The sequence below is a fragment of the Streptococcus humanilactis genome (assembly GCF_019448275.1).
Lineage (GTDB): Bacteria > Bacillota > Bacilli > Lactobacillales > Streptococcaceae > Streptococcus > Streptococcus humanilactis.
Window position 1 is genome coordinate 106203 of record NZ_JAHXBZ010000005.1, and the last position, 15234, is coordinate 121436.

General features: G+C 42.2%; 16 protein-coding genes and 1 pseudogene. All 17 read right to left on the reverse strand.

What is annotated here, in order from left to right; all coding sequences use genetic code 11:
• The gene (locus tag KV696_RS07775; RefSeq protein ID WP_219967304.1) at positions 1 to 510 is read right to left on the reverse strand and encodes a VanZ family protein; all 510 of its coding nucleotides are present in this window, start codon (positions 508 to 510) and stop codon (positions 1 to 3) included.
• A gap of 71 nt (positions 511 to 581) precedes the next feature.
• Positions 582 to 735: pseudogene (locus tag KV696_RS07780) on the reverse strand (bifunctional phosphoribosylaminoimidazolecarboxamide formyltransferase/IMP cyclohydrolase); the annotation flags it as partial.
• Between the two features lies 1 nt (position 736).
• Positions 737 to 1201, reverse strand: coding sequence for a GNAT family N-acetyltransferase (locus KV696_RS07785; protein ID WP_000569798.1), 465 nt, complete (start codon positions 1199 to 1201; stop codon positions 737 to 739).
• A 44-nt stretch (positions 1202 to 1245) separates the two neighbouring features.
• Positions 1246 to 1797, reverse strand: coding sequence for a phosphoribosylglycinamide formyltransferase (gene purN, locus KV696_RS07790; protein ID WP_219967305.1), 552 nt, complete (start codon positions 1795 to 1797; stop codon positions 1246 to 1248).
• Positions 1794 to 2816 (reverse strand): phosphoribosylformylglycinamidine cyclo-ligase, encoded by a 1023-nt coding sequence (gene purM, locus KV696_RS07795; RefSeq protein ID WP_219967306.1) that lies wholly within the window; start codon positions 2814 to 2816, stop codon positions 1794 to 1796. Before purM ends, purN begins: the two co-directional genes overlap by 4 nt.
• 324 nt (positions 2817 to 3140) lie before the next feature.
• Positions 3141 to 4583, reverse strand: a complete 1443-nt coding sequence (gene purF, locus KV696_RS07800) for an amidophosphoribosyltransferase (RefSeq protein ID WP_049552331.1) — start codon at positions 4581 to 4583, stop codon at positions 3141 to 3143.
• Between the two features lie 93 nt (positions 4584 to 4676).
• Complete coding sequence (locus tag KV696_RS07805; protein WP_219967307.1) at positions 4677 to 8402, reverse strand: phosphoribosylformylglycinamidine synthase; 3726 nt, start codon at positions 8400 to 8402, stop codon at positions 4677 to 4679.
• A 56-nt stretch (positions 8403 to 8458) separates the two neighbouring features.
• Positions 8459 to 8602: a phosphoribosylaminoimidazolesuccinocarboxamide synthase gene (locus KV696_RS10370; protein ID WP_309147684.1), complete on the reverse strand. Its 144-nt coding sequence runs from the start codon at positions 8600 to 8602 to the stop codon at positions 8459 to 8461.
• 1 nt (position 8603) lies between these two features.
• On the reverse strand, positions 8604 to 9311 hold the full coding sequence (gene purC, locus KV696_RS07810) for a phosphoribosylaminoimidazolesuccinocarboxamide synthase (protein WP_219967308.1): 708 nt from the start codon (positions 9309 to 9311) through the stop codon (positions 8604 to 8606).
• Positions 9312 to 9480: 169 nt separating this feature from the next.
• Positions 9481 to 10830 carry an HlyD family secretion protein gene (comB, locus tag KV696_RS07815; RefSeq protein ID WP_219967309.1) on the reverse strand — a complete coding sequence of 450 codons (1350 nt, stop codon included), beginning with the start codon at positions 10828 to 10830 and terminating at the stop codon, positions 9481 to 9483.
• Positions 10831 to 10842: 12 nt separating this feature from the next.
• Positions 10843 to 12996, reverse strand: coding sequence for a peptide cleavage/export ABC transporter (gene comA / locus KV696_RS07820; RefSeq protein ID WP_219967310.1), 2154 nt, complete (start codon positions 12994 to 12996; stop codon positions 10843 to 10845).
• Between the two features lie 301 nt (positions 12997 to 13297).
• Positions 13298 to 13486: a hypothetical protein gene (locus KV696_RS10090; RefSeq protein ID WP_258318581.1), complete on the reverse strand. Its 189-nt coding sequence runs from the start codon at positions 13484 to 13486 to the stop codon at positions 13298 to 13300.
• Positions 13487 to 14160: 674 nt separating this feature from the next.
• Positions 14161 to 14340 carry a hypothetical protein gene (locus tag KV696_RS07825; protein WP_173275159.1) on the reverse strand — a complete coding sequence of 60 codons (180 nt, stop codon included), beginning with the start codon at positions 14338 to 14340 and terminating at the stop codon, positions 14161 to 14163.
• A gap of 9 nt (positions 14341 to 14349) precedes the next feature.
• Complete coding sequence (locus KV696_RS07830; RefSeq protein WP_219967311.1) at positions 14350 to 14517, reverse strand: class IIb bacteriocin, lactobin A/cerein 7B family; 168 nt, start codon at positions 14515 to 14517, stop codon at positions 14350 to 14352.
• A gap of 20 nt (positions 14518 to 14537) precedes the next feature.
• Positions 14538 to 14726, reverse strand: coding sequence for a class IIb bacteriocin, lactobin A/cerein 7B family (locus tag KV696_RS07835; RefSeq protein ID WP_117306116.1), 189 nt, complete (start codon positions 14724 to 14726; stop codon positions 14538 to 14540).
• 57 nt (positions 14727 to 14783) lie between these two features.
• Complete coding sequence (locus KV696_RS07840; RefSeq protein WP_218757514.1) at positions 14784 to 14954, reverse strand: hypothetical protein; 171 nt, start codon at positions 14952 to 14954, stop codon at positions 14784 to 14786.
• Between the two features lie 9 nt (positions 14955 to 14963).
• Complete coding sequence (locus KV696_RS07845; protein WP_219967312.1) at positions 14964 to 15131, reverse strand: class IIb bacteriocin, lactobin A/cerein 7B family; 168 nt, start codon at positions 15129 to 15131, stop codon at positions 14964 to 14966.
• Between the last annotated feature and the right edge of the window lie 103 nt (positions 15132 to 15234).

Below are 15234 nucleotides of genomic sequence, written 5' to 3' on the forward strand. Positions count from 1 at the left end.
TTAAACACCAATTAAATGCAGTAACAGTAAAACAAGATAAGCAAAACCAAGGCTAAGCATACCTAAGATATTGATCCATTTTCTAGTCTGTGATTTGAACACTCTTATAAACATTTGATAAATCAGTAAGCCTACACAAACACCTAGCGTATTTAAAGCCAAATCCGTTATATCTGTTATACCTATTGCTAAAATATACTGTAAGCACTCAAACAATAAACCAATCAAGAAACCTGTCCCGACTATTCTTAAACTAGATAAATTAGTTTTTATCAGAGGGAAACAAACACCTAATGGAATAAAGGAAATCAGATTAAATAACATTTCAGCAAAAACAATTTTTCCATCTACTATTAGTGGTTCTGAAAATGGAATCCAATTGATATACCTTGGAGCTAAGAAAAATGCTATAAATTCAGGATTGGTCTCAAACTTAAATAAGATTCCCCAAGTTAATAACATCAGATAGACATAAAATACATATCGAGTTGTTTTTTTAGATTCTAACATTACAAATACCTCCGTTTGAAGCCGTCTTCAACAATCACTGACTCCAATTTTGAATCAAAGATATCATATGAATCATCAATGGCAATGGTGCTCACCCCAGCATTATCAAGGGCAACCTTGGTTCCACCTGTTGAGATGATGTCCCAACCGAGTTTTTTTAAGTTCTTGGGCAAATTCAACAATGCCCTCTTTGTTTGAGACACTGATTAAAGCTTTTTTCGTCATTCTATTCCTCTTTCTTTAGGTCCAAGCGCATAGCAACTTCATTATTTTCTTCTATAAATCCTGTTTCCTGAAAACCCAAACTAGTCAACAGGTGCTTCATTTTTTCATTTCCAACCACATAATCTGCGATAATATGATTGCAAGTGCTATCCATCTGAGCCTTTTTGATCAGAAATTCCACGGCTTTTCGTCCATAACCTCTTCCTTGGTACTGCTGGCCAATCATTATCCGCCAGATAAAGTATTCCGCTTCATCCTTATCTATTTCCAACAGGAGAAAACCAACTACAAGCTCATTCCAATAAATTGCCATTGGAAACACATCCCCATTCTCTCGGTAGAGCCATGCGTCAGCTAAAGAGCGTACATTTGGAGACACGAAACGTGCTCGTTCATCAGCTTCAGATATTTTCAAATCCAGCACTGCCTGAAAACTACTCTCATCTACTAATTTTATCTCAATCATTTTTTCTCCTAGCAAGATTGCACAATCAAAATTTGATTTACTTCTTATCTTCTCCCTACTCCCAAACTATCCAGCACCTCTGGATACAACTTATACTCTGCTTCATGAATACGTTCTTCAAAACTGTCAATCGTATCATCAGCCAGCCGTGGCACACGTACTTGTTTGATGATCTTACCAGTGTCCACACCAGAATCTACCCAGTGAATGGTCACGCCGCTCTCAGCAACGCCAGCAGTCCAAGCATCCTCAATCCCATGAGCTCCTGAAAATTCTGGCAGGTAGGCTGGATGAATGTTGATAATCCGGCCTTCATAAGCTGCTAATAAGGTTGGTCCAACGATTTTCATGTAGCCTGCTAGACAAACCAAGTCAATCTGGTGTTCTTCCAAGAGTTCGACAAGGGCCGCTTCGTAGTCTACCTTGCTCTCAAACTCCTTGAGTTCAAAAGCATAGGACAGAACGCCGAGCTTGTCTGCACGTTCGAGCACATAGGCGTCACGATGGTCTGAAAAGACAAACTCTACTGGAAATCGTTCCGCTATCACCTGAAAATTTGAGCCATTACCAGAGGCAAAAACCGCTATTTTTTTCATTTGATGATGACACTTTCGTTTTCTTTCTTGACGATACGACCAATTTCATAGACTGGTTCATCCAACAATTCCTTGACACGACTTACATTTTCAGGGCTAACTGCCAGCATGAGCCCCACACCCATATTGAAGATTTCAAACATTTCTTCATGTTTGATTTTACCATATTTTTCAAGAGCTTTGAAGATTGGCAAGACTGGAACTTTGTCTTCTTCAATCTCAGCAGCCAATTCAGCTGCAAACATGCGAGGGACATTTTCGATAAAGCCACCACCAGTGATGTGGGCAATGCCGTTGACCAACTCTTCTTTGATGATCGGCAAGACAGCCTTGACATAGATACGAGTCGGCTCAAGAAGGACTTCTTTGAGTTGCTTGCCTTCCAATTCTGGCAAGACTTCCTCACCTGTATAGTCCGCAAAGACACGACGGACGAGTGAGTAACCATTGGAGTGAATCCCACTTGAAGCAAGTCCGAGCAGAATATCTCCCTCTGCCACCTTTGAGCCGTCAATAATTTGAGATTTTTCAGCCACCCCGATCGCAAAACCAGCCAAGTCATAGTCATCTTCGCCGTACATGCCCGGCATTTCAGCTGTTTCCCCACCGATGAGGGCAGCGCCTGCCTGCACACAACCTTCTGCCACACCAGCAACCACTTGTTCTAGCTTAGCTGGTTCATTCTTCCCTGTCGCCACATAGTCGAGGAAATAGAGAGGCTCCGCACCTGCAGCGATGATATCATTGACACACATGGCCACACAGTCCTGCCCAATCGTGTCATGCTTGTCGTACTTGATAGCCAACATGAGCTTGGTTCCGACACCATCAGTTCCTGAAATCAAGACGGGTTCTTTAACCCCAGTCTTTGAAAGGTCAAACATACCACCAAAGCCACCCAGAGCTCCCATGACACCTGCACGCTCCGTACGAGCCACGTGCTTTTTAATCCGTTCAACAACTTCATAACCCGCTTCAACATCCACACCAGATTGAGCGTACGCATTTTTATTTGCCATTTTATTTTTCCTTTTCTTTTTTTGGGAAAGACTGCGACGTATTTTTAGATAAACAATTATTTTATCTAATACTCAATGAAAATCAAAGAGCAAACTAGGAAGCTAGCCGCAGGCTGTACTTGGGTACGGCAAGGTGAAGCTGACGTGGTTTGAATTTGATTTTCGAAGAGTATAAAAATACTAGTCAGGGTTCTAGCTTTGCCCCACAGGAGAAAGCGTCTCTACTGACAAATGCTTTAGCTTTTAGTCAGTAGTGAGACGTGGAGCATAAGCATTTTTATTTGTCATTTTTATATTCCTTTTCTTTAATGGAGGATCTATTGTCTATTTGTAAAAACTAGTCTTTTCTTCCAAACTTCGACGATAATCTTCCTCGTAGTCATAGAGAGGTGTTGGATAGTCACCATCAAAATAAGCCACGCAAAGACCACCATTTGGTGCATCTGTTTCAATACCAATTGAATCAATCAACCCCTCAACAGAAAGATAGGTCAGACTGTCCGCACCAATGATTTGACGCGTTTCTTCAACCGTATGATTGGCCGCAATCAGCTCCTGACGGGTTTGGATATCAATCCCGTAGAAACATGGATAAGCTAGCGCTGGACTACCAATGGCAACGTGAACCTCAGTCGCACCAGCTTCTTTCAAGAGCTGAACGATTCGACGAGAGGTTGTTCCACGTACAATAGAGTCATCAATCATAACCACACGCTTGCCTTTTACAACGCCTGAAACAGCAGAGAGTTTCATCCGCACCCCTTGCTCCCGCAATTCTTGAGTCGGTTGGATAAAGGTGCGTTGGGTGTATTGATTCTTGATGAGGCCCATTTCATTTGGTAGCCCGGACTCTTCCGCAAATCCCATAGCCGCGCTGAGGGAAGAATTGGGCACACCGACCACGATATCCGCCTCATGCTTGAATTCACGCGCCAATTGGGCACCCATACGTTTGCGAGCCGTATGGACATTGACACCGTGGATATTAGAATCAGGGCGAGCAAAATAAATATACTCCATAGAACAGATTGCTAACTGAGTATCATCCGTATAGCTATCATACTGGATGCCCTTGTCATCAATAATCACAATCTCACCTGGCTTCAAATCACGAATCCATTCAGCACCAATAACCTCAAAAGCACAGGTTTCAGAGGAAACAACCACCGCTCCGTTGGCCATTTTCCCGATAGAAAGGGGACGGAAACCATTTGGGTCAAGAGCCGCAATCAACTTGTCTTCAAACAGCAAGATATAGGCAAAACCACCTTTGACAAGGCTGAGCGCTTCCTTGATTTTGCCCATCAGGCTAGGATTATGACTGCGACGAATGAGATGAGCCAAGATTTCCGAGTCCGAAGTCGCGCTGAAAATCGCGCCTCTTTGTTCCAGTTCTTTCTTGAGAGAGGCTGCATTGGTCAGATTTCCATTATGAGCCAAACCAAACTGCATATCATGGAATCGAAAGAGGAAAGGCTGGATGTTATCTACAGAAGCTTCGCCAGCAGTCGCATAACGCACGTGACCAATCGCACCAGTTCCTGTCAATTTATCTAAGTTAGCAGGATTTCTGAAGACTTCTGATAAAAGCCCCATGTCACGATGGCGCTTCAATTGTCCCTGATCATTGGAGAGGATTCCTGCCCCCTCCTGACCACGGTGCTGAAGACTATGGAGACCAAAATAGGTCAATTTAGCAGCATCTGGATGTCCCCAGATACCGAAAACACCACATTCTTCATTAAGAGATTTTACTTCGTATGTCATTTTATATACCTAATTTTTATTTGTGTAGCACCAAGAGCTAAATCTACATGACTTTTACATTACTGATACTATCTATTAGAACATCTGCAAGTCTTATTTTCCAGTAAAGTATTTAACCGCTGACGCGAACAGGTGCTGGTCTTTATTTCCTGGGATGTTTTGGAAAAGACCGTCTTCATAACGTTCTGAGTGGCCCATCTTACCGATGATTTGACCATTCTTGCTGGTAATTCCTTCGATGGCATGAACAGAACCATTCGGATTGTACTTAGAGTCCATACTTGGTTTTCCATCAAAGTCAACGTATTGGCTAAAGATTTGACCATTGTCACGGAGCTCCGCAAATTCCTCAGCCGTCACGACAAACTTCCCTTCACCGTGCGAAACAGGAATAGCGTGGATATCGCCCACTTCTACTCCAGCCAACCATGGCGAGTTGGTATTGGCAATCCGAGTTTCCACCATCTTGGCCACGTGCTGGTTGGCATCATTGTAGAAGAGGGTTGGACTAGTACTGCTGGCATCTTCGAAGTTCCCGTATGGAAGAAGACCTGATTTGACCAAGGCCTGGAATCCATTACAGATACCGATAATCAAGCCACCACGAGCGATAAAGCTATCAATAGCTACACGCACTTTTTCATTAAGCAGAATATTGACAATAAACTTGGCTGAACCATCTGGCTCGTCCGCAGCTGAGAATCCACCGGCAAAAAAGAGAATGTTAGCTTTACTGATGTTGTCAACCATAGTTTCGACTGACTTGACAATAGCTTCTTCATTCAAGGTCACAAATGGCACCAAGTTAACTTCTGCACCTTCTTTCTCAAAGGCCTTTGCTGAGTCATATTCTGAGTTGGTTCCTGGGAATACTGGGATGTAAACCACAGGTTTTTCAACCTTTTCTCTGGCTTTAATCACAACATCTGATACCACAGCTGGTACTTCAGCCAGTTCTTTCGCTTGAGCAAATTCTGTTGGGTAAACTTCCTCCAGTTTGCCTTGGAAGGCACTGTCAAGTTTCTGTCCATCTAGCTTCACACCGTTGACAAGGAGTGTAAAGTCTGCTTTCGTTTGACCGATTTTCTCTACTCCAGCAATTTCTTCAGGAGATGTGAAGACAAATCCGCCCAATTGAGCTGTCAAAGCCGTTTCAAGTTCAGGCAAGGTTACTTCTGCACCGATATGATTTCCAAAGGTAGCAAGGGCCAAACTTTCAAGCACACCACCGTATTTAACAGCTGAAGCTGCTGTTACTTTGTGAGCCTTTTGAAGGGCTTCAAACTGAGCAAAGTTAGACTTAATCAAGTCAAAATCAATCTCTGCAGCAAGAGCTTGACCTGGGATGTAGTAGATGTTTTCACCAGCATTCTTGAACTCTGGCGAAAGCACCTTACGGCTATCTGCCGTCGTCACCCCAAAGGCTACCAAAGTTGGTGGCACAGTTAATTCTTCAAAGGTACCAGACATAGAGTCCTTCCCACCGATAGATGGCAAACCAAGCTGAATCTGAGCTTCGATAGAGCCTAGGAGAGCTGCTACTGGCTGACCAAAACGCTCAGCTTGTTTGTCCATGCGCTCGAAATACTCTTGGTAAGAGAAGCGAGCCTTAGACCAGTTGGCACCAGCAGCCACCAAACGAGCTGTCGCTTCGATCACCGCATAGGCAGCACCGTGGTATGGAGACCATTCAGCTACATATGGGTTGAATCCTTGAGCCATGACTGACGCAGTATGAGTCACACCGTGTTGAACTGGTAATTTCTGCACAGATGCCTCAGTTGGTGTGAGTTGGTAACGACCACCAAGTGGGTGATTGACCGTTGAGCGACCGACCGAGCAGTCAAAGATGGTCTGCAAGCCTTTTTGACTCGCATGGTTCAAATCAGACAGAACCGCAAGGGTATCTGCTTCAAGTGTGTCAGCGCTTGTTGTACGCTCTTCTGGGAGTTTGACATCCTTGTCCACCACCTTTGCATCAACGACCACACGCACACCATTGGTGTCAAGGAAACGACGTTCCAAGTCGACAATGGTTTCACCATTCCAGTGCATGACTAGATTTGGTTTTTTAGTCACTGTCGCCACCACAACAGCATCAATATTCTCTTTATTACATTCAGCAACGAAGGCATCTACGTCTTCAGGACGAACCACGACTGCCATCCGTTCTTGTGATTCAGAGATGGCAATTTCGGTACCATTCAAGCCCTGGTATTTAAGAGGCACCTTGTTGAGGTCAATTTCAAGACCGTCTGCCAATTCACCGATGGCTACACAGACACCACCAGCGCCAAAATCATTTGATTTTTTGATAAAACGAGTCACATCGCCATTACGGAAAAGGCGTTGAATCTTGCGTTCTTCGATGGCATTCCCTTTTTGAACCTCAGCTCCAGCAGTTTCCACAGACTCAACCGTTTGAACCTTAGAAGAGCCTGTCGCACCACCGACACCATCACGTCCAGTCTTACCTCCAAGGAGAATAATGACATCACCCGCTTTCGGTTTTTCACGGACCACATTGCCCTTGGGAGCCGCACCGACAACAGCACCTAGCTCCATGCGTTTAGCTACAAAGCCTGGATGGAAATACTCACGAACGTAGGTCGTCGCAAGCCCAATCTGGTTACCATATGAAGAATAGCCATGAGCCGCTGTCTTAGAAATAACCTGTTGTGGCAATTTCCCAGCACGCGTTTCCGAAATCGGTGCTGTAATATCACCCGCACCTGAGATACGCATAGCTTGGTAAACATAAGAACGACCTGACAATGGGTCACGAATGGCTCCACCGATACAGGTAGCAGCCCCACCAAATGGCTCAATCTCAGTTGGGTGGTTGTGGGTTTCGTTTTTAAACATGAGAAGCCATGGCTCTTTCACACCATTAACGTCCACTTCAATTTCGACTGAGCAAGCATTGATTTCATCTGACACTTCCATATCATCCAAACGTCCATTAGCACGCTCATAACGACCGAAAATAGTCGCCATATCCATCAAGGTTTGCGGTTTTTCAGAACGCCCCAACTCATCGCGCATAGCGATATATTTGTCATAGGTTGACTGCAATTGCTTTTGAAATTTAGAAGCTGAAAAGTCGATGTGTTTCAACTCTGTCTCAAAAGTCGTATGACGGCAGTGGTCAGACCAGTAAGTATCCAAAACCTTGAGCTCTGTCTCAGTTGGCACGCGCCCGATTGACTTGAAGTAGTCTTGGATAAAAAGCAAATCATCCACTTCCATGGCCATCCCTTGCTCGGCCTTGTAGCGAGCAAAGTCTTCTGCCGTATAGCTTTCAAAGAAAGTCAATTTCGGAATAGTCTTGTCTGACTCAGAAAATTCCTGCTTGGCAATCCCTATCGTGATGTCCTTGAAACGAGAATCAACTGGATTGAGCAAGTAGTTCTTGACCGCTTTCAACTCAGTCGCATCAATATCTTTATTCACCAAGTAAAGTTGGGCTGTATTAACCGTTACATCACTCGAACTTCCTAGTAAAAGCAAGGCTTCCTGTGAGGATGCTGCACGCTGGTCAAACTGCCCTGGTAGGCTTTCAATCGCAAAGAAAGCATAGTTGGCAAGATCTGCCTGTACAGCCGCTTCGTCCAAAACATGATCGGTTCCCTGCTCAGAGAAGATGTGTTTCTCTGCAGGCGCAAACAAGTCCTCTGCCAAGTCAAATACATCATAAACTTGCACGATGCGAATACTTTTCAAGCTTGAAAGTCCCAAGTTATGCTGGAGTTCTCTAACCAAACTCTCTGACTTGACCTGAAAATCAGCCTTTTTCTCAACAAAAATACGTTTATCCATCAATTCTTATTCCTTTATTTCAGCTCTTGCAATGTTCCTAAACAGCCTTGAGGCTGTTATTTCAACCCCTGTAACTTTTCCCAAACAATCTCACAAACGTCGGTTAGTTCTCCCAATCCTCTACGGAGTGAAAAGGTCTGGGGGACCTTTTCAGCCTGAGTCCTTTTAGTTGAGAGACGAAGGTTTTCCGTTGCTAACAGATTATTCCAACCCCTGCAATTTCTCCCAAACAATCTCGTAAACGTCGGTTAGTTCTCCCAATCCTCTACGGAAAACATCCTTATCCATGTGGTTACCATCCGCATCCCACAAGCGGCAGTTATCTGGTGAAAATTCGTCTGCTAAGATAATCTTGCCATCCTTATCAAAACCGAACTCTAGCTTAAAGTCAATCAACTTAAGCCCAATCTCAGCGAACCAGGCTTTCAAGAGTTCATTGATACGACGCGTTTCTTCCTTCAAGTAGGAGATTTGCTGGTCATCCGCAATCTGTAGGAATTTCACATGCTCGTCATTAATAAATGGGTCATCCAAATCATCATTTTTGTAGTAAAATTCAACAATCGGAGTCTCCAAGGCGATTCCCTCATCCACACCAAAACGTTTTGAAAAGGAACCAGCCGTGTAGTTGCGTAGCACGACTTCCAAAGGAATAATCTTAACCTTTTTATTGAGTTGTTCCGTGTCTGAAAGCTTCTCCACAAAGTGAGTCGCCACACCAGCCGCATTTAATTTCTCAAAAATAAAAGATGAAATCTGATTATTCAAAACTCCTTTGCCCGCAATCTGCTCCTTCTTAACACCATTAAAAGCAGTCGCCTGGTCCTTGTAAGTTGAAATAATAAGATTTTCATCCTCAGTTGTATAGATATCTTTAGCTTTTCCCGAATAGATCAATTGTTTTGACATTTTAAAGTTCGCCTTTCGTATTACTTGAGCACATTCTACCATAAAAAACCTAAAATTACAAGAATTCAACCGAATAAATAACGTAGTGGCTTCAAAAATCATAAAGAAAAAACCGCAAGAAGAATATTTCTCACAGTTTTAAAATCATTTAACTCTAAAAACACGAACATTACTCTTTGTTCAAAAATTGATCTAAATAATAACGTAGATAACTTTTCTTGCCCGTAATCATCTGTAGGCGACCTTCCATCCCGTAACGAAGTTTTTCAGCCTGCTCAGAAGTTAGATTAGTCTCCGCCTCGATTTTAAAGAAATTCCCTTTTTCAGTCTTAGTAGCTGTCGCATCAATACTTGTAATAGTAGAATCTAGGAAAAGCTGATTCTTGGCATCATGAGTCGTAGTATAGCGAACAGAATCACCGACCTTAATCCTTGCTACATCTTTTGAACTAAGATAAGCTGTTAGTTTGGCTTTCCCTTCTTTTTCCAAGGACGGATAAAGTTGGGCTAGTAAGGCACCTTCTGCTACCATAGTAGAATCACTAGTCTCAGGATTAAGGTGAAGCACCCCATCCTCACTCGCCGTAATTTTCCCCTTGTCTAAAAGATTTCCCTGAACCTTCTTACCCGATTCTGCCTCCAAAATTTTCTGGTCTAGAAGGGTCAATTCCTGACCAACCTTTGCCAAATGTTGTGATTTGAGGGATTCCAATTGACTGCTTAAGCCTGACGCATAGGCTTGCTGGGTACCTGAACCTGCATACTGGACACGGTAAGTAGCAAGACTGGATTCTAACTGAGAAAGCTGTGCTTCAACCTGCGCAACAGCCTGGGCCTTAGCTTGCGGATTTTCCTCGCCCTGAGATTTGTAGGACTGGTAGAGAGAGTAGGCTAGATTCTGATTGGCCAAGGAAGTACCTGTTTCAATAGCTGACTTAGCTGTCTGGTAATCGCGAATTTTAGCCTCTGTTTGACTGATGAGGTTGCCGATTTCGACTTGGGTTTGGCTAGCTGCTGCATTCTGGGACGCAATGGTCTCATTTTGTTGCGATGTACTAGCCCTAAGACTGCCTGCTTGACTGATGTAGTCGCGAAAGGTGGCTTGGTAGCCAAATTTATCCTCCTCTGGAAAGTGGTTCTCCCCTTCTTGCAGACTTTTTTGCAAATACTCCAATTGCTTTTTTTGATCCTTGAGCATGTCCAACTGACTGCCATAAGCCTCCGCTTGGACACCTTCCGCCCCTTCTTGGTATTGAACCAACAAATCCCCCTTCTTAACCAACTTATTTTCTTCCAAATGATTGACAAGAATGCGATTATTGCTAGTTGACTGGATATTTGCAAGGATTCGACTAGGCTCAACAGTAGCTCTAGTAGACAAACTTATCTCCTTCTCTGCAAATGTTGCAAAGCCAAGCAAAAACACGAGCAGAAGGGACATGGGGACAATCACCCGACTGGAAAAATTATGGTAACGACGATTATAAAACTCCGCACTTTCTAAAAATTCTGGTTTCATCCTCTCCTCTTTCTAGCTATTCACCAAATGGGCGTAAAAGCCACCCTGCGCAAGTAAATCAGTATGATTTCCTTCTTCAACAATCTTGCCCTGATCCAAGACAACCACCTTCTCTGTCCGCTCAGCAATGGTCAAGCGGTGAGCAATGAAAATCAAAGTCTTGTCTAAAGCCATGAGATTATCGACAATTCGCTTCTCTGTCAAGATATCCAAACTGCTGGTCGCCTCATCCAAAATCAAGACCGGTGCATCCGTCAAGAGAGCACGCGCCAGAGCGATTCTCTGACGTTGACCACCTGAGATTCCTGCCCCGTCCGAAGTCAATTCTGTCTGGTAATTCAGTGGCATGCGCTCAATATCCTCCCGAATCTCTGCCAATTCGACCGCCCGTAAGATATCCTCCTGAGTCGTTCCCTCCTTGGCTCCCAAAAGAAGATTGTCCAAAATCGTTCCGTTAAAGACATAGGGCTGTTGAGGCAGATAGTTGATATACTGGCGCAAGGCCTTTTTATCAATCTGATTGAGATTGACGCCACCCAGACTAATCTCTCCCTGACTTGGGTCGTAAAAATTAACCATCATCTTGGCCAAGGTCGTCTTACCTGACCCCGAAATCCCCACAAAAGTCACCTTAGAACCCTGCGGAATAGTCAAATTGATATCTGATAAGACATCTCGACCATAGCCATACTTGTAGGAAACCTGCTTGAAGGTCATATCTCCCTTCATCAAGCTCAGATCCTCAACTGTTTTCTTCTCCTCAAACTCAGAAGCTACCAGATAAACCTCATTTAGACGGTTATTGGCAACCTGCGCTGTCTGAAGCTTGGTTTGCAGGTTGATGATATTTTCCAAAGGATTTGTAAAGTAAACCAGCAAGGTATTATAGGTAATCAACTGCCCCAAACTCATCTTGCCATCCATGACCAGAACAGCCCCCATCCAGAGAATACCGACATTGAGCAAGAGATGGGCAACTTTTTTCAGAGCCTTTTGCTGACTCTCTGCCCGACTATAGGTAAAGGATTTCTTCAGATAAGCTACAAATTCCTTATCAATCTTTTGGTAACGCTGACTTTCACTGGTCAAAGACTTGATAGTCTCAATACCGTTGATGTCCTCAATGATAGAAGAAGACAGCACCGCATTGGCTTCCATGGTGTCCCGATTCATCTTTTCAAACGGCTTCATAAATGCAAAGATAATCACTGTGTAGATAGGAAGTGCCAATAAAGTCATGAAAAAGAGATTGGTATTTTGTGAAAATAAAACAAGAGAAATAATGACAACCGTTGATACATCTAGGAAAATCGAAAGAATGGTCGAAGCCAGCGCATCGATGATACTATTAGCATCCGTGAAACGAGACACGATTTCCCCTGTCCGACGTGTCGCAAAAAAGGACATAGGCAGGTGAAAAACATGCTTGATATAGGACAAAATCACATCAATCGACAAGCGTTGCCCCAAAACAAGTAAGAGATATTCCTGAGCATAAGACAAGATCTGCTGGAGAATATAAACGATGACCAGCCCAATAGAAATAATCCCCAACGTCGAACGCATCTGATCTGGTACATAGGTATCAATGATAGACTGCAAATAATAAGAACCCACAATGTTAATCAAGGTTACCAAGAGTGTTGCCAAAACGATATTGGCAATCAAGCCACGCTGCTTCACTAATATAGGTATAAAGGAAAGAAGTCCATTTTTTTGATCCTTATGAGGCTTGTAGTCTGGACTAGGTGCCATAAAAAGGGTCACTCCTGTCCATTCTTCCGCAAAACGCTCACGTGGCAGTTTGGTCAATTTCACCCCAGGATCTGGGTCGGCAATATGAATGCTATCCTTATCCTGCCCAATCACCACATAGTAGTGAAACAATTTCCCTTCCTTAAGCACATGAGCAACAAAAGGAAAAGTCAAATCTGGCAAGTCAAAAAGCGTCATATCCGCCTTAATTGCTCGCGTCTCAAAGCCAATCTCCTCTGCCACCTTGACCAAGCCCAAAGCCGTTGTCCCATCCATGGTTGTCTTGGCCAATTCTCGCAAGTGAGCCAAAGAATAATAACTACCATAGTAGCCAAAAACCATGGCTAATGAAGCTACACCGCAGTCCATCTGATCCACCTGCGGACGATAGTGACGTTTCCCAAATTTCATATTCATCTCCTTTTTCTAATACTAAATGAAAATCAAAGAGTAAACTAGCCGCAGGCTGCTCAAAACACTGTTTTGAGGTTGTAGATAGGACTGACGAAGTCAGTCACATATATACGGCAAGGCGACGTTGACGTGGTTTGAATTTGATTTTCGAAGAGTATAAACTCATCTGATAATAACTATCTTACACCAATCCCCAAACAAAAACTGGACTTCCTCCCCAAATGCGCCTATCTCCCTCCCAAATGCACTTTTAGGATAAAAAAATAGGCAGAACAAAAGTCCTACCTAAAATATATATTTATTTCTTTTTCTTCCTAATTCTTTTGTCAACCATATATAAAACGATAATCGAAAACAGCGGTGGTACAATATAACTCTTTTCACTCATTGTCAGCTGAAATCCCAGGGTTGCTAGTATCTTAAAGATGAAAATATTCATCAAAAATAGAAAAACAAATACTAAAAAATATTTTAAAACCTTCTTCATTTCTTTTCTTCAACTCTCCTAATTTCTATAACTATTTTATCAAAAATATATGTAAAACTCCAAATAAACATCTCAACTGCACTTTTTTTGGCGAAAAATAGGCAGAACAAAAGTCCTACCTACTAAAAATATGGTATGAAAGGAAATTGATGTTTTACTGTCACCCTAGGCAAGCTTGGGACAAATAAATCATTGATAGCAACATTTACGACATCCTATTTAAAGTTACTTCAATTTCCAATGTCCCCGTTATTTCTAAGCCACCTTTGGTATGATCTATTCCTAGTCAGAATAGATAACATCGTTCTAAATTACGATTCATAGTTACTCCTTTTTTGATTCGTTACTATAAGACACCTATTCACTATAGAGCGTCTACTACCTCAAATTTATCCATTCTTTTTTTCTTTACTTCTGTATAAAAGAATGAAGACCATCATAAATAATGCAATCGTTGGTATATTGAAACTATCAAACCAAGTAGGTAAAGATACTTTATTCATATCAGCTACTAATCTGATGATTATATAAGACATCGAACTAAGTAATACCATGATTTCAGGCAAAACTTTCAATACTGATTTAACGAATTTCATATTAAACTCCAATGTGATGCATTCTTAGATTCTACCCTAGCCATTTTCAGCTCAGACTAACAAGTCATTCTTAGCTGCTTACTCTACTTGCTTTTTATTGACCTTATATCCTAGATAAAAGAGCCCAAATAAAACGGGGTAAATTTCTGGATAAAATAGGGTATTGATCGGATTTTTCAAAATCAAATACGTTGCGATGTAGATTATGAGCGATACGGTAAAATAACCCTCAGCAAATCCTAATAAAAATTGTTTCATAAGAAACTCCTAATTACCTGACAAGAGTGCTCGAGTTGTCAGAATAGCTCCACCAGTATATATAAATCCTTTAATAAAACCAGCGGCAATAGGGATAAGGAGAGGTAATGCTCCCCCTTGAATTTCCTGCAAGTCTGTATTAGTCATTTTTTCAAATTTTAAAATAGATTTTTCCATAGCAATTTCTCCTTTAATTTTTACCACTTACCTGTCACATAATGATAACCTGCAATTCCCACTGCAGCAACTCCACCAGCAATTTTGGCTGCCGTCACAGGATTAGCGATTGCCCAAGCTACAAGAGGAATTGCTCCTCCATCCACATCCATCAACTCTTCTTCTGTAAGAGCTACAAAGTTCTGTTCCATTTTGTCAAAATTTGTCATTTTTTTTCTCCTCAATTTTTATATATTTTTATATTTTTTATATGTTTAGACTCTAAACTACTTTTTATTGACCTTATATCCTAGATAAAAGAGTCCAAATAAAACGGGGTAAATTTCTGGATAAAATAGGGTATTGATTGGATTTCTCAAAATCAAATACGTTGCGATGTAGATTATGAGCGATACGATAAAATAACCCTCAGCAAAACCTAATAAGAATTGTTTCATAAGAAACTCCTAATTACCTGACAAGAGTGCTCGAGTTGTCAGAATAGCTCCACCAGTATATACAAATCCTTTAACAAAACCAGCGGCAATAGGGATAAGGAGAGGTAATGCTCCCCCTTGAATTTCCTGCAAGTCTGTATTAGTCATTTTTTCAAATTTTAAAATATATTTTTCCATAGCAATTTCTCCTTTAATTTTTACCACTTACCTGTCACATAATGATAACCTGCAATTCCCACTGCAGCAACTCCACCAGCAATTTTGGCTGCCGTCACAGGAT